This window comes from Flavobacterium sp. B183 (assembly GCF_023539155.1).
Classification (GTDB): domain Bacteria; phylum Bacteroidota; class Bacteroidia; order Flavobacteriales; family Flavobacteriaceae; genus Flavobacterium; species Flavobacterium tructae.
Window position 1 is genome coordinate 2,858,259 of the sequence record NZ_CP097434.1, and the last position, 16,840, is coordinate 2,875,098.

General features: G+C 37.4%; 10 protein-coding genes. 4 read left to right on the forward strand and 6 right to left on the reverse strand.

Annotation, left to right across the window (positions count from 1 at the left end; translation table 11 throughout):
* Positions 1-43 precede the first annotated feature (43 nt).
* The 5 genes from M4I44_RS12110 to M4I44_RS12130 all read right to left on the reverse strand — a co-directional run bounded on the left by M4I44_RS12110 (position 44) and on the right by M4I44_RS12130 (position 10,467).
* The gene (locus tag M4I44_RS12110) at positions 44-3,049 is read right to left on the reverse strand and encodes a glycoside hydrolase domain-containing protein (RefSeq protein WP_249964852.1); all 3,006 of its coding nucleotides are present in this window, start codon (positions 3,047-3,049) and stop codon (positions 44-46) included.
* A 204-nt stretch (positions 3,050-3,253) separates the two neighbouring features.
* Complete coding sequence (locus M4I44_RS12115; protein WP_249964853.1) at positions 3,254-4,243, reverse strand: c-type cytochrome; 990 nt, start codon at positions 4,241-4,243, stop codon at positions 3,254-3,256.
* A 25-nt stretch (positions 4,244-4,268) separates the two neighbouring features.
* Positions 4,269-5,681, reverse strand: a complete 1,413-nt coding sequence (locus tag M4I44_RS12120) for an aryl-sulfate sulfotransferase (protein WP_249964854.1) — start codon at positions 5,679-5,681, stop codon at positions 4,269-4,271.
* A gap of 142 nt (positions 5,682-5,823) precedes the next feature.
* Positions 5,824-7,332, reverse strand: coding sequence for a RagB/SusD family nutrient uptake outer membrane protein (locus M4I44_RS12125; protein ID WP_089075996.1), 1,509 nt, complete (start codon positions 7,330-7,332; stop codon positions 5,824-5,826).
* Positions 7,333-7,368: 36 nt separating this feature from the next.
* Positions 7,369-10,467 carry a TonB-dependent receptor gene (locus M4I44_RS12130; RefSeq protein ID WP_249964855.1) on the reverse strand — a complete coding sequence of 1,033 codons (3,099 nt, stop codon included), beginning with the start codon at positions 10,465-10,467 and terminating at the stop codon, positions 7,369-7,371.
* Positions 10,468-11,137: 670 nt separating this feature from the next.
* On the opposite strand from M4I44_RS12130, the gene M4I44_RS12135 reads away from it, so the two are divergent.
* Positions 11,138-11,776 (forward strand): sugar-binding protein, encoded by a 639-nt coding sequence (locus M4I44_RS12135; RefSeq protein ID WP_249964856.1) that lies wholly within the window; start codon positions 11,138-11,140, stop codon positions 11,774-11,776.
* A gap of 121 nt (positions 11,777-11,897) precedes the next feature.
* Here M4I44_RS12135 and M4I44_RS12140 read toward each other — a convergent pair whose 3' ends face one another.
* Complete coding sequence (locus M4I44_RS12140) at positions 11,898-12,938, reverse strand: LacI family DNA-binding transcriptional regulator (RefSeq protein ID WP_070906851.1); 1,041 nt, start codon at positions 12,936-12,938, stop codon at positions 11,898-11,900.
* A 230-nt stretch (positions 12,939-13,168) separates the two neighbouring features.
* Between M4I44_RS12140 and M4I44_RS12145 the strand changes: the two genes are divergently transcribed.
* The 3 genes from M4I44_RS12145 to M4I44_RS12155 all read left to right on the forward strand — a co-directional run bounded on the left by M4I44_RS12145 (position 13,169) and on the right by M4I44_RS12155 (position 16,820).
* The gene (locus tag M4I44_RS12145) at positions 13,169-14,260 is read left to right on the forward strand and encodes a mevalonate kinase (RefSeq protein ID WP_070906850.1); all 1,092 of its coding nucleotides are present in this window, start codon (positions 13,169-13,171) and stop codon (positions 14,258-14,260) included.
* 126 nt (positions 14,261-14,386) lie between these two features.
* Entirely contained in the window at positions 14,387-15,262 is an 876-nt protein-coding gene (locus M4I44_RS12150; RefSeq protein ID WP_249964857.1) for a sugar phosphate nucleotidyltransferase, read from the forward strand.
* Positions 15,263-15,446: 184 nt separating this feature from the next.
* Entirely contained in the window at positions 15,447-16,820 is a 1,374-nt protein-coding gene (locus M4I44_RS12155; protein ID WP_070906848.1) for a sugar MFS transporter, read from the forward strand.
* The last annotated feature ends 20 nt before the right edge of the window (positions 16,821-16,840 follow it).

Here is a 16,840-nt window from a genome sequence, read left to right on the forward strand (position 1 = left end):
CATGAAATTGAAGTCATCTCACATTTTACATCTCAGATTTCCCTTACTTAACAATTAATAACCAGCCTTTTCCTTTTAATACCGGTATTTCGTCTTTTGCTGTGAAGGTTTGTGCCGGTTGGAAATTCAGAATTTCAGGGGCAGTTATAGTTGCTTTTGCCGGATTGATTCCTAATTTTTTCCAGTCGATATTTAGTTTCACTTTTACATCCGTATCGGCCCAGCTTGCGATAGAAATTAAAGCAGTTCCGTTTTTTTTGTAAACCGTTGCCAGTACTTTGTCGTTAGCCGTTTTTACCGGACAGTTTTCGCTCCAGTACCCAATCATTTCAGAACCTTTAATTCCAAAAGTATCCCATAATTTCCAGATAGGTCTTGGGTCGGCATTGTGGCTCCATGGCATTCTGTTGGTCATTCCGTAAACCATTCCTCGCCACGGGTTTCCTCCGTCCTGAAGCATTTCACCCATTAATCCGAAAGGAATTCCGCTTACTTCGGTCAGGAAAAAATCAGGATTGTTTTTTTCGTAATCAAAATACTCTCCAAACCATAGTTTGTTGATGTACGGAAAGTGCTCCATGTATAAATTGGCGCTGTTGTTAAATCCGTCACTTTTGTTGTACTGATTAGCACTGTGGAGGTCAATAATTCCAGGGTGTCCGTCTTTGGTAAGGACTCTTTTGATTCGTTTCATGGTAATTCTGTCAAAAGCAACATCATCAAGATAAACACCATCGATACCCACATTTTGTGTCAGCCAGTTCATTCCTTCTACATAATAGTTGTGCCAACGGTTCATTCCACTGTTTACAATTGCAGCGTCTTTAATTTCAGGTACAAACCATGCGGCAATATAATCGTCTCCCACATGTTCCTGCAGCCAGGAGAATCCTCCTCCTTTACCTGGAGAGTAAATTTCATGTCCTAAACTTCTTAAGGCAAAAGTTTCGTAAGCTTTGTTTGAAACTTCTCTGACGGTATTGTAGATTTTTACTTTTAATCCTTTTTCATGTGCTTCATCGATATAACTTTTCATTTTTTTAAATTCAATGAAAGGATAATTGATGTACGGATTGATGGCATTGGCATGGTGAATATTAATTACTGTTGCTCCTGTTTTGGCAATCGTATCGATATCACTGTATTTGTGATAAAACTTAGTATCCCACTGAAAATCGGTATTTATGGTGTGGAAAGGCGTGATTAGTAAATTGAAATTATAATACAAAACATCTCCTTTTTTCATGTTTCGGGCGCCGCTGTACGCATTCACTAAAACCGATTTTGAATTAGGAGTGATGGTAATTCCTCCTTTATTTTCGTTCCCCCAGGAAGTTGGAAGCAACAAAGGTTTTTGCAGGTAAAAATTGGTGTTTAACGGACGGCTGTATTTTTCATCGCGTAAAGAAAATTGCAATCCTGAATTTACATTTCCAATCCAGGCCCCATCCTGATTTTTGTGCGCAACATCCCATTTCCAGTCAAAATTGGCAGGACGATCGCCTCCTTTTTGACCTAATCCCATCATGTATTTTGCAGAAGAGGGCTGAATTGGCATTTGGAAATTGATATCGTTAAAAACAGCATCTTCAAGTGCCGTGATTTTTACGGTGTACGTTAAAAAGCCATCAAATTCTAAGGAAGCATGTACATCCATCTGAAGTGATTTTGATGTAGAAGTACTTTCCCAGGAAACGGTTCCGCTTTCTTTTTTCAGAAATTTAAGGCCTGTGTTTTTCCACTGTAGAGACTCTTTTCCTGTGGCATCCAAAAAATGAAAAGCTAACGGAGCACTTAAAATGTCATTGGCTTTTGAACCAACTGTTGTCATTTCGGGTGTGAAATAAGTTTGAATTTGTGTTGGAAAACCATTGGAACCCAAAACTAATTTTCTGCCCAATAAGGAGATTTCTGTATCTTTTACTGTTAATGGAGTGTAAGGAGCAATAACCGTATTTTCCTGTGCCAGAGTAGAATTCAGCCATTTCAAACGTGTCATTTTCTCAGGAGAATCGATGCCACCGTTTTTAGTAATTTCATTGGTTACTTTTATCTGAAGCACAATGTCTTTTGATTTTCCATCAGCAATTACGGTAGCTTTACCGCTGTAGGTTCCTGCCGCCGCAGTTTCCGGGACATTGATGCCGCACCATAGGGCTTGTACTTTTCCTTTAGAAACCGAAACGGTATTGGTAAAAATAGCTCCGTCGTATTTTGTTCCGTCAGTATTGATACAGTTAATGTCTTTCGATTCGATGATGGCTCCGGTAGAACTGATTAAATTCGAAAAGGTAACTTTTACGTTGTCTAGATTCTGCAAGGCATAAACGCCCAGTTGAAAAGCCAGATATTCACCTCTTAGCGCTGTGTCCGAAAAGGTATTTTGAACACCTTTTTGAATCCATCTTTGTGGTAAATCATTTTTCATTCGAATAGAATACAAGCGGTCTTCTGGGAAAACCAGGAAGGAACTGCCGCCGTTTTTGGCGATAAGATCTTTAGTTTCGGCCGCAGTTGCGATTACTTCCATCGGATAAAAACTATTGAAAGCATTGACACTCTGAATTTCGGTAACCGTACAATTGTCAGCTAAATTGGATTTGATTTTAGCAAGCCATTGTACGTCTGCTTTATCTTCTGGTTTAGCGTAAACTCCTTTTGGATAGTTAGCGTCACCTTCGTCGATGTAGGGCATATAATACACATAATACGTTCCTTTGCCTGAAATTGGTTCGAAGAAAATAGTACCATTTTCTCTGTTGATGTCAGTTGTTTTTATGTTTTGAATGGTTTTGCCTGAAGCATCCTGAACAATGATCTTTTTCAGTTCGGGTTTTTCGTCTCTTCTGCGCCATTCGATCGTGGTTTTGGCAACATCTCCGGTACCGGTAAAGCTTACTGCAACACGATGGTTTCCTAATACATTCGGGTTCCAGCTGTCGTTACCGTCTGAGTATTTTATTTGTGCGGTTAACGAAATGCTGAAAACGAATAGGCACAGCATCAATAATCTATTCAAAATAGGTTTGTTTTTTAGGTTTGTTTTCATTGTTTTATTATGTGAGTTGTGGGTTTTGAGTTATTAGTTATTAGTTATTAGTTTTGAGTTATAGAGGATAAGCTACAAACGGTTTATATTTTAGAGTTATAGGTTTCGGACAATAAACGATAAACAATAAACAATAAACAATAAACAATAAACAATTAAACGATTAAACGATTAAACGATTAAACGATTAACCGATTAACCATACTAATATACCGCTTTCCAGCCATTTTTTTTCCAATAGGCAATTATGGGTTTATAGGGGCCGTATTTGTGTTGTTTTTCTGAGAAGTTATCACTGAAAGGACTGTGTGCATAGTCAATTGGTTTCCCCATTTTATTAGGGTAATCAAATGTTTTGGGGTTCGGTCTGTCGTGTACGGAATCATCATTTACATAGGCCGCAATATCGAGTGCCTGCAAGTCGGTGAGATACGGTTTCCCCGGACTGACTTTATCGTATGGCATATTGCTTTTTAGCCATTGTGCTTGTTTGATTACTCTGTGCATGCTTGAACCGGGCTGATATCCGTATTGTCCCCAAAGCGGTGGGTAGGTGTAGCCTGATTGATCGGCATTGTACTGACCTTCTCCGTTGTTTCCGTGGCAGCGGGCACAATTTTCGATAAAAAGGGTCTTTCCTCGTTCGGGGCTTGCGGCTACATCAGGAAATTCAATTTCCAGATTTTTAGCGCCTTTAAAATCGCCATCTTTCGGAACAAATTTGCTGATCCATTTAAAGTAGGATAAAAAAGCGACCATTTCTTTGCTGTCCAGCGGAAGCGGTTTCCCGGAATGCGGGCGCATGATACAATTATTAACCCTTTCGGCCAGGGTAAGAACTTTATTTTCACGTCCGCGATACTGCGGATAATTGTCGTGTGATGCCATTAAATTAAAGGCGTGAGGTTTTGTTCCTGCATCCTGATGACAGTTGGTACAATTCATTTTGTTGCCTAAATATTTTCCTTTGATTCCGTTTGGACCAATATAATATGCGGTTTTTAGCATTAACTCTCTTCCATAACGAACGGATTCTCCAAATGGATCGTCCGGAATTTTTGAGGTGTCAATGGTAATATACGAATCATCGTCGGTAGTTTTGTTTGCTAAAGTCTGCGAGTTGGTAGTATTGCACGAATTGAAAACAACAATTGGCAATGTTGCAAACAGACCAATAAGGATTATTTTTTTCATGTTTTTTATTTTTTAAAGACTGCCTTTAATTCAACAGAAACGGTTTTAAGTTTTCTTCAGAAATGAATTGCACCCGATAAGGCGGAATTTCAGATTCTAATGCCCACAGTAAAACTCCTTTTTTATTGGTCAAAACCGTAATATGCCTTTTGGAACAACAAGCCAAAATGAGTTCTTTATTTATCATATAAGCACTTCCCATTCTGTCGTTGTAAACGTCTTTTGGTAATAGTATGTGGAAATCCAGTTTTACGGTTTTGCCTTTTTCATCTACTTTAAGTGCAAAAACAGAAGATTGCTTTTTGTCGACTCCGTTATCAAAAAACATCAGACTGCCTTCGGGATTGATGTGGGCGGCGTGTGCCTGAGAGAAATCGCTGTCTTGTGACATTTTAAGATTTCCTCCTCTCCCTAATTTCCAGAGTACCTTTCCGGTTCTGGCATCTATTTTCCAGATTTGACCGTTGTTGTAAAACGAGATCAGGAAATTACCGTCTTTATCATAGTTTAAACTGTTGGCATGCATCCAGTCTTTCTTGGTTTTGAGTAGTTTTTTGTCTTTCATGGGGTCTAAATCGTCAAAAACGCTCCATTTCCAGAGTTGTTTTCCTTTTTTGTCCAAAATCAGAATCCCGTCGCCATTAATCGTATCTTTTTGTTTTCCGCCAATAGAACTTAGATCGGTTATTCTTTGATCGACAAATAAAGTCACAATTTCATTGGCCGATTTTTTAATGATTTCGTGATGAATCACCTGTTTCAGATCGCCTTGTCCTTTTTTGATATGGGTTAGCGTATCGCCTTGCAAGTTGATTTCGAGAATTTCACTTCCATAACTTGTGGGTTCGTCATTTTTTCCCAGAATAGCAATAATGCTTTGTTCTTTGGTAAAATGAGTTACTTTAAACCCGGTTCCTTCAACGGTATGATACCATCTTAAGTTGCCTTTATAATCTACAATATAAGCAACGCCCGGAGTTTCTCTTTTGGCCAAAAGCATAAATCCTTTTTTGAAATTTTCCGGCACCAGTTCAGGTTTCGGACAGTTGGCTTTGAATTGCTTTTGCAGCCATTCCGGTAATTTTCTAGATTTGAAGGTATATATTTTACTGCTGTCTTTTTCTTTCCCATTGCTCGTGATTAACTGAAAATGATATTGAGTTTCAGGAGTAATGTTGCAAAGGACTAAAGAATGAGACAAACCAGCTTTTGAAACTGGAGAGCTTATTCTATTTTTTGTGTCTTTTTGAGCAGGCCAATACTCGGCATAGACCTGAACATTTTCATTCGTGGTCACATCGATCTGAATTTTCAATTCGTTGTTGCCATGAATGCCAATATTGATGTTCGTTACAGGAGTTCCCTGTTTTTTAGAACAGCTTACCACAATTAGCAGTATCCAAATAAAAATTCCTTTTACTATTACATTTTTAATCATCTGAAAGGGGTCTTTTAGGAAACAGAAAAGTTGTATCAAGTTTATTTATATTGTAGTTCAACGTTTTCCGGGATCATACTATTAATACTTAAAAATCAGGAACAGAACGTGAAAATAACGTTTGTTCCCGATCTGTTTTTCATTATCTGTCGGCATTACTCAGGTTCGGATTTAAGTCGACCTGACTTTGCGGATAGGTGTAATATTTGTTTTTAGGCATGGTGATAGGTGCGGTTTCTCCAACTCTTACGTGATAGGCATTTACCAGAACATCAAACTTATTCATTCGGATTAAGTCCTGACGGCGCTTTCCTTCATAGAACAATTCCCATCCTCTTTCCTGTAAAATAGCATCTCGTAACGAAGTTTTATTATAATCGGATAAAACCAACAGTTTAGCATGTGACCTTCCTTTTACCTGATTGATGAGGTCTATGGCTTCGGCAGTCGGGCCGCTTATTTCGTTTAAGGCTTCGGCTCTGCTCAGCAATACATCAGCATAACGCAATATGTTTACGCTGTGACCATCATAATAAGTAGTAGTTTCATCATCGGCATATTTTCGAGTCGATACGTCAGGCATATAAAACTCTCCTTTTGGTGGCTGTGCTCCTAAGGAAGGTGCTTGTTTGTGAAGCAATTTATCAGTACCCATAAACTCCGGGAAGAAGCATTTTTTTCGATCGTCTTCATTTCCAAAAGTATTGTAGAAGTCCCAGTTTACGGTATAATACTGCCATCTGTTTTCGACAACCGGATGATCGATAGGACCAAAGTGGTTCAGAAGTTCCGTTCCGTTTACATTGGCATCACTCAGAGAAGAAAAGATGTTTTCGCTGCACCATTTGTTACTTTCTTTAAAAAGCCCCAAATAAGTAGGAAACAGGCTGTATTCGTTGAGGTTCATAACTTGTTGTGTAAGCGAGGCTACTTTTTGCCAGTCATGATTTCGCAAATATAATTTTGCCAATAACGTTAAAGCTGCACCTTTCGTAGCACGCCCTACATCATTACTCTCATAGATTGCATTTTTCTTGTAGTTCACCGGTAAAACAGCAGCGGCATCATTCAAATCTTTAATTAAAAGAGTTTCTATGGTTTCAACAGGAGAAGGAGGTGTCTGTTCCAGATAGTTTGGATTGTCTAAGTTGGCTTCTGTTACAAGGATAACAGGTCCCCACGCGTCTGTTAAATCCATATAAGCAGAAGCTCTTAAAAATTTGGCCTCGGCTATAAACTGAGTTTTTTCTGCTTCTGTAATGCCGCTCATTTTTGAAATATTAAAAATCGCAAAATTGGCGTTGGCTACCAGTTTGTACATGGCATTCCAGTCTTCCAGAAGCAGACCGTTGGCAGAATTCCAAAGTCCTAAAGATAATTGTCCCGGGTCACCGCCATACTGGCAATGTCCTAAATCTGTAGCAATATCAGTTAAAGCAAAGTGTCTTGTTGCCCAATACGAGAAGTTGTCTCCCACAGAAGGGCCTTTTAGTCTTCCATAAATAGAATTAATAGAAGCAATAGCATCCGATTTGGTTTGAAATCCATTAGTATCGGTCAAACTGCTGTATACGGTAGGATCAAGATCGTCATTGCATGAAAATTGCAAACCTGCCGTCAGTAAGAGGAATATGATTGTATATTTTTTCATTTTAATAAATTTTATGTTACTAAAAAAGCTTTTAGACTAATGAATGGCAACCTTAATACCCAAAATGATGGTGCGTGAAGCCGGGAATGAATTGAAATCGATTCCTCCTCCCAGATTTTGTTTGGTTGTATCGTTGGTGAAATGTCCGTTTACCTCAGGATCATTTCCGGAATAATTCGTGATCGTCAGTAAGTTTTGTCCAATGGCATACAATCTGATATTATCTACAAATTTGAGTGGTTTTAAAACACTTTCAGGAATAGTATATCCGATCGAAAGGTTTTTTAGGCGCAGGTAAGAAGCTTCCTCTACAAATTTTGAATTGACATAACTTCCGTAAGTACTTTTGTAATAGCCGTCTCTTGGAACATCCGTATTTTCATTGGTACCGGCTACCCAGCGGTTTAAAGCATCTGTACTGGTTGTTGATTCTCCAACCATTCGGGTCATGTTGTAAACCGAATAATCAAAAGCTCCCTGAAAAAAGATGTTCAGATCGAAGTTTCCAATTTTAAAATCATTGTTAAGCCCAAGAGTATAATGAGGTGTTGAATTGCCTAAGTAAGTTCTGTCGTTTACGGTAATTGCACCGTCTCCGTCTAAGTCTTCGTATTTTGGATCACCCGGTTTAGACAAAGGCTGCGGAGCATATACTTCTCCGGTTTTGATTACTCCGGCATATTTAAAACCATATAAAACGCCCATTTCTCTGCCCGGTTCCAGTCTAGTAAATTCGCGTCCCGAAACCGTTCCGCTTGGATTAGAAGTATTTTGACTGATGATAGACACATTATCGGCAAGTGAAACTACTTCTTGTTTGTTGTAAGCCACATTTAGTGAGGTGGTCCACAAGAAATGATCGTTTCTGAAATTAGTACTGGTAATTCCCAATTCAATACCTTTGTTATCAATCACCCCGGAGTTGATGGTTTGTGTGTTAAAACCCCACCATCCGCCAATAGGAACTCTGATAAGGGCATCAGTAGTTCTTTTTTTATACACATCGATTGTTGCGGTTATTCTGTCATTAAAAAATCCCATGTCCAACCCAATATCAGCCTGAGTGGTTTGTTCCCATTTCAAGTCCTTATTGGCTAAATTGGCAGGTTCCGTACCATTAACAAAATTTCCATCTCCAATAGTTACTCCCCACGCTCTTAAGGTTGGCATGAAGGCATAATCTCCAATACCATCTGCTCCTGTAACTCCATAGCTAACTCTTAACTTAAGATCAGAGACCGTTTTGGAGTTTTGCATAAAAGATTCGTTAGATATTTTCCATGCTACTGCTCCTGAAGGGAATATTCCGAAAGAGTTATTGCTTCCAAAACGGGAAGAACCATCTTTTCTTAAGGTAAATGCAGCCAGATATCGATCACTGAAAGAATAATTTAGCCTTCCAAAATAGGAAGTTAGTTTTGTTTCGATTTTTTCAGTCTCAGGTTTCAAATAAACCGCTGCCGCGTCAAGGTTGTGATAGGTTAATGCATCGTTAGAAAAACCGGTTCCGGCCGCTCTCAAAAATTCATACGTATCTTTTTGATTAGACGTACCAATCATGGCACTCATCGAATGTTCGTTAATATTGAATTTATAGGTTAGGTATTGCTCCGTACTCCATCTGAAATAAGTTTTGTTTTCTTCAGATCCTGATCCTTTTAAAGCAGCTCCTGCAACCAAAGTTCTTGGTGTGTATCTTCCTTCAATATTTTCCTGCCATTCCGCACCCGCTCCAAAATGATAGGTAAGTCCTTTAATGATTTCGTAGTCTAAGAACATATTTCCGTTAACCAATCTGTTGATGATATGATCGGTTGGTTCTAATAAAAGTGCCAAAGCATTATCTTTTCCCTGAAATTTGTAATAAGACCCGTCGGGATTGTAAATTGGAATAGTTGGTGGGGCAGTCTGGATAGAAAATAACGGGGATAAAATATTATCTCCAAAATCACTGTTATTTCCCTCACTGGCAGCTCCGTAAATGTTCGTACCAACGTTTAGTTTGTCATTAAATCTTTTTTCGCCTCCCATTCTCACACTGTATCTTTTAAAATCAGTATTTTCGATAGCTCCGGTTTGTTTGATGTAGTTTCCGGAAAGGAAAAATTTAGAGGTTTTGTCGCTTCCGCTAAAAGTAATGGTTCTGTTTATTACTTCTCCGGGGCGTGTTGCGGCCTTAAACCAATTGGTATTGGCAACAGGGAAATCGGAAGAAAAAACAGGAGGTCTTCCATTCTCTTTCGCAATAGCATTTTGAATGTCGGCATATTGCTGTCCGTTGATAAGAGAAGGTTCCTTGATAATGCTTTGAAAACCATCTGAGATTTCGGCTTCAATCTGCATTTTACCTGATTTTCCTTTTTTAGTCGTAATCAGGATCACCCCATTTGCACCTCTCGAGCCATAAATAGCGGTCGAGGAGGCGTCTTTTAGAATTTGAATATTCTCAATGTCGTTCGGACTTATAGAGGCTCCTGTACTGGTAATGAAACCGTCGACAACATACAAAGGCGAATTAGAATTGTTAAGAGAATTTCCTCCTCTAATAACAATCGAAGGATTGGTTCCCGGAGCGTAGCTGTTTTGCTGTACCTGAACTCCCGAAGCACGCCCTTGCAGAGCCTGACCAACGTTAGAGATAGTACCTCCTAAGTTTAAATTGTCTTTACCGATAGAACTTACAGAACCCGTAAGGTCTTTTTTCTTGGCTTTTCCGTATCCTATAACTATTTCTTCTAATTTTTGCCCTGCCTCTTTTAAAACAATTTTTAAAGGCGAACTTCCAACAGTTACTTCCTGATCTTCCATACCAACGTAGGAAATGATAAGTTTCGTTACATTATCAGCAACAGTAATGGCAAAACTACCGTCGGCATCTGTCTGTACTCCGGTGCGGCTTCCTTTTACAACAACATTTGCTCCGGCGATAGGAAGTCCGTTTTGATCTGTTACTTTACCCTTCACTGTTTTTTCAAAAAAGAATGCAATATCAGTTCTGCGATTTATTCTTACGGTTGAGGCTGCTGAAACCTGGACGGTAAAAACGAATACTAAAAAAAGTGTGAGTTTAATCTCTGCACCGGGAAGATTTTTTAGCCTAAAATCTTCTGGTCTTTTTTTGGTTAAAAATTTCATACTTAAAAATTGAGTTTGGTTAATGTTTATTTGTTTTTTTTCGTTTGTAAGCTTTTGGAATTCTTTTATTAGATAATTTTTGATTTATAATTTATCTTCTGACGAAATGGTTTAAAAACAACTGCCGTTCTGTTTTACTCTTTTTGTATGTGGTATTTTTTTTAGTTTTTCTGTTTTTTTGGGGAGGTGAAAAACGACTGAAAAATGTATTAATTAACTTGGTTTTAAGATTATTATGAAACGAAGCTATAGATTATATTTTTATAAAACAAGAAAAATGAATAAAAATGTGCTCGAACACATGAATTTTATGTTCTCGAGCACATTTTTTTAATTGAAACACTTTTTTTTACTTAAATTTGTGAGATTATAACGAATATGAATGATAGAAATAATGTTTTTTGTTTTGATGTATTTTTGATAAAATCGCATTGTGTTGATATATTGAATGTATTATTGTTAAAATAATGGTTAATCGTCTGCTTTGTTTCTTGTTTGTTAAAGACGTAAAATCTGTTTCTATTTTGATTTAAGTTAAAAAAGACAGTATTTTATTTTATTAAATTTTAACCTACATTCATGATTCAAAAAAAATAAAGGAGATTAGAATTGAAGCAACTTTTCAGACTTTGAAATGTTAAAAAATTAACAAAATAAAAAATAAATAGTAGTGAAAGAATATCAGGTAGTTTTACAAGATAAAAGTCAGGAAAAAGAAGAGCAAAATTCTACGGTACCATTTTGGGAAAACGCAAATTGCTTAACTGATTTTTGCTCGCCATGGAAAAGTGATCCACTTTTAAAAATAGAATTCAGAGCGCTCTGGGATCTTGAAAATTTCTTTTTTAATTTCAGAGTTTTTGATACCGGGATCTATATCGATCAAAAAGACGATAGTTTTGATAGTATTGGAAATTCAGATCGTGTAGAATTGTTTTTTAGAACCAACGAATCCTTAGATCCTTATTATTGTCTGGAAATGGATACCGCCGGGCGTTTAATGGATTTTAGAGCGCGTCCCAACAAAGAATTTGATTTTGAATGGAAATGGCCTAAAAACGATTTCGAAATCAAAACCTCAAAAGATGAAATTTCTTTTACAGTTGAAGGACGAATCAGTATAAAATCCTTAAAAGAATTAAATTTAATACACAACAATACTATAGAAGCGGGTGTTTTTAGAGCTAAGTTTTTGGAGAATGAAAAGCGACAGTATGAACCCACCTGGATTTCCTGGGTGAATCCTGATACCGAAACTCCTAATTTTCATATTGCCTCTTCTTTCGGGAAATTTATTTTGATGGAATAGGGGTTTACAGGATGTAATGGTTTTTTCGCAAAGTAAGCACAAAGCTTCACAAAGTTTTTTTTAAACATTTTTTGTGTATCTTTGTGTAACTCTGTGGAATTTTTCGACAGTGGAGCGTTATTTAAGAAACATAGAAAGAAGCATTTTCTACATTAATAATATCTATCGGAAGTAAAATCGTTTCCGGAATATCTTTTCGGAATAAAAAGTGTTCAACTAAAGTGCTCACCCCTAAGTAAGCCTGTCTTTTTTGATTTTGATGAATTAAAAAATGAACCAATCCCTGATTCAGGAAATTCACATTTTTTTCTACTAAATCATAACCGATAATCGCAATCTTTTTATCCTTTACGGTAGACAGTATAGAGGCAATTTGGTACGCTTTTGAGGTCGTGATAAAAATACCTTTAAGATTTGGATTTTCGTCTAAAAACGCAGAAAATTTAGTTTCTACATTCTGATGTTTTAGTTTTAGAGTAGTGAGTGAAAAACCGCTAATCTTTTTCTCGTCAAAGTAACTTTTAAAGCCTTTTTCTTTTTCCTGCATGTGTACCGCATTCTTAAGGCTTTCGTCAATGTGTATGATGGCGATCTGTCCTTCTGTCAAAATCAGATTCATTAGGCTGGCAGCTACACGACCGCTTTTATGTAAATCCTGTCCAACAAAACTTTTTATAGATTCACCTTCAATTTGGTTGTTGAATGTATTTACGATGATGTTTAAATCGTCATATTGCTTTACAATTTCTACTGTTTCTTTGTGAAATAATGGAGCAATTAAAACAGCATCAGGCGATTTTTGGATAATGATATCATGAGCACTTAAGAACGATTTGGTGCTTTCCGGATTAAAGAAGTGTGTTTCAATAATAACACTATACGCTTTAAATTCAGTTTTAGCATCCTGGATTCCATTAATGCAAGGAAGCCAGTACGGGTCAATTTCCGGATCAGGCAGCAAAACACAAATTCTGTAAACTTTGGTGTTCTTTAAATTTCGTGCAATTAAGTTCGGTTCGTAATTAATGACGTTTAAAACTTCATTTATTTTGTCCAGTGCTGTAGGAGAAACTTTTCCTCTGTTATGCAAAACCCTGTCGACAGTCCCTTTCGAAACTCCGGCCATTTTTGCTATATCCTTAATGGTGTACTTTTTATCCATATTGGCAAATATAGAAACTTTGATTTGATTATTTAAAAATCCTGTAAGAATTAATTAGTGTGCTCGAGAACATTTTAATAGTGTGTTCGAGCACATTTTTTTGTTTTTTCTTGTTTTATAAAAATATAATCAATAGTTTCGTAGAATCAAAATCAAAAGAATAAAACCAATTTTTAACCAATTTTCATTGTAATTTATTGTTTTACAGTGTTTTATTATAAAATTTTCAAGTGAAAAAAATTACCTCATTAGCCCCGGGCAGAACCTGTCTCTTTGGAGATCATCAGGATTATTTAGGATTGCCGGTTATCGCCTGTGCAATCGATCGGAATATACAACTAATTGCCGAACAAAATCTGACTCAGACCTTTGTTTTAAATATGATTGATATTAATGAGACCCGTACCATTGATATTGACGCCACTTTCGACAAATTAGAACCCAGAGATTATTTTGCATCCTCCTTACGCGTATTGCGCAGGTATGGCTGTGTGCCAAACGTTGGATACGACATTACGATCACGGGAGATATTCCAATAAACTCCGGAACCTCGAGTTCTTCGGCTTTATTAATGGCATGGATTCGTTTTTTGATCGATGCTTATGGTATTGATCGTGAAGTTACACCTGAGTTTATTTCCAAATTGGGTTATGAATCTGAAGTATTGGAACACGGAGAACCGGGTGGAATGATGGATCATTTTAGCATTGGGGTGGGGAATATTGTGTACATCAATACCAAAGATCCCTTTTCGTATAAAGTAATAGGAACGAGCTTGAAAGGCCTGATAACAGGAGTTTCGGGAGTTCCAAAAGAAACGATAGGTTTGTTGGGGGAATTAAAAGGAAATGCTTTAATTTCTATTGATATCGTAAAGCAAAATTTCCCGGATTTTGATCTGCATGCTTCCAAAATAGAAGACCTGGACCGATACAGAAGTTGTTTACCGGACCGATTGATTCCTTTCTTCGAAGCCGCATTAAAAAACTATCATTATACCAAAGAAGCTCTGAAAGAGTTTGAAAAACCGGTTTTAGATCTTAAAAAAATAGGCGGATTGATGAACCAGCATCATGAAGTTTTACGTGATTTATTAAAAATTACCGTACCCCGAATTGACGCTATGGTCAATGCTGCTTTGCGCGCTGGTGCTTACGGAGCAAAAATTGTAGGTTCAGGCGGAGGCGGAAGTATAGTCGTTATCGCAAATCCGGAAAAAGAAGATCTGGTGATCGAAGCCATTCTCGAAGCAGGAGCTCAGGAAGCCTATGCCGTAGCTGTTGATCCAGGTGTAAGGGTTATTGAAAATGTTGAGATTTAAGTTGTGAGAGGTGAGAGGTGATAGGTGAGTTTTGGGAACCTGAAACCTGAAACATGAAACCTGAAACCTGAAACAATTCCAGACCTAAAATAGATTTAAGGAAATTCAAAATGAAAATATATAAATATGCATAACAATTTAGTTATTCTTGCGGGTGGAGCATCCTCGCGCATGAAAAAAGAAGCCATTTCAAATAATTTATCTGCGGAAGAAATTGCGCAGGCAAATGAAAGAAGTAAAGGGTTAATTGGAGTTGGGGCAAGCGGGAGACCTTTGCTGGATTATCTTCTGCTGAATGCTAAAAAAGCAGGGTATAAAAACATCTACATTATTATTGGCGAGCAGGGAGAGCTTTTTAAAGAGTTTTACGGCAGTCAGAATACCGATAACGATTTTCACGGGCTTACTATTTCATTTGCTGTGCAATACATTCCCGAAGGCAGAGTGAAACCCTTTGGTACGGCAGATGCTTTGTTTCAGGCGGTAGAACAGTTTCCGGAATTAAACAAGCAGCAGTATTCGGTTTGCAACAGCGACAACTTGTATTCGGCCGCAGCGTTATTGGCGCTTAGAGAGGCCAACAGTCCAAACGCTTTTATTGCTTACGATCGCGATGCTTTGGAATTTCCTTCCGAAAGGATTTCGCGTTTCGCCATTGCTAAATTAGATCAGAACAATCAGTTGTTGGATATTTTAGAAAAACCTTCAGCCGATGTTTTAGCCGACTATAAAGATGTAGAAGGGAAAATCAGAGTAAGTATGAATGCTTTTAAATTCAACGGAAGCACTTTATATACCCATTTGAAAAATTGTCCCGTTCATCCTGAGCGTGACGAAAAAGAGCTGCCTACAGTGCTGTTAAATGCTGTAAAAGAAAATCCAAATACAACGATAGGTATTCCGTTTTCAGAGCATGTTCCGGATCTGACTGCTAAAGAAGATATTGCTGATGTGAAGGAGTATTTGAAGCAATATTATCCGGTTTTAGACTGGAGTATTTAGGAAAAATTAACAAAATATTGATATCTAATTTACAGATAAGTATAACTTATTAGACTACTTTTGTTTTAAAATTGCAAAAAATACGCACTGAATTGCGGGTAAATTGCGATATATTTGCAAAAAGTGTTGGTGTTATTTTAGAGGAATCAAACAACTAATCTATTAACAATCAACCGATAAAATTATGTCAAAAATTGAGACTGCAATACATATAGAAAAGAGGAGTTCAATCATTCCGATGATTATTCTTACCGCATTGTTTTTTATATTGGGATTTGTCACCTGGTTAAACGGACCTTTAATTCCTTTTTTTGAATTAGCGTGCGAGTTGTCTTCTTCTCAAGCCTATTTTGTAACTTTTGCTTTTTATATTGCCTATTTTGTAATGGCAGTTCCATCATCCTGGGTCATTGAAAAGGTAGGGTATAAAAATGGTATTTCTTTGGGATTATTAATCATTGCAGCCGGAGCATTTATGTTTTATCCGGCCGCCGAAAGCCGAACCTTTTTACTGTTTTTAATTGCTTTGTTTGTGATGGGAACCGGTCTGGCAATTTTGCAGACAGCTTCCAATCCTTATGTAGTAGTAATTGGACCAAGAGAAAGTGCAGCAGCCAGAATTAGTGTGCTGGGTATTGCCAATAAACTGGCAGGTTTTGTAGCGCCATTGATATTAACGGCATTGGTACTGTCTAACATGCAGGAATTTACAGCAGATAAGATTGCGGTTTTAGACGCCGTTTCAAAAACAAATGCTTTAAATTCACTTGCATTACAATTGCAAAGACCCTATCTTTATATGGGATTGATTATAATGGTTTTAGCACTTTTGGTAAAACTGTCTCCACTTCCGGAAATTGATTTGGATGAAGAAGGAAATGTAGCACATCTGAGTATTTTTAAGCAAATTAGAAATGCTTTCAGACGCCCGCAATTGGTTTTAGGAGTAATCACTTTGATGCTGTATTTAGCAGCCGAAGTTCTGGCTGGAGATTCTATTGGAGGATTCGGAAAACAATTAGGCGTATATGGAACTGAAGGGAATTTTTATTTAAAACTAACTTCTTTTACCATGTCGGCAATGGTAGTAGGGTATATATTAGGGATCACATTAATTCCAAAATACCTTTCACAAGTAACAGCTTTGAAAGGATCCGGAGTTTTGGGAGTCATTTTAGTGTTGGCAATAGTATTGATTTCGCCAAAAATAATGATTCAGTTACCTGGGATTCCAAACTTACCGGTGGTGATACTTTTAGTAGCATTATTAGGCTTGGCCAACGCGCTTTGCTGGCCGGCAATCTGGCCGATGGCATTAGAGGATTTGGGAGGTTATACAAAAATTGGAAGTGCAATTTTGATCATGGGGATCATCGGAGGAGCAATTTTTCCTTTGTTCTACGGAATGATCACAGAAAATATAAATGCAGCAAATACGGCAAATGGTACCGTGGGAGTTTCAAAAAGCGGAAATCAGATTGCTTATTTAATGCTGCTGCCATCCTATTTAATGATTCTTTTCTATGCAGTAAAAGGACATAAATATCGAAAGTGGTAAGATGTAACGAGTAAAATTAA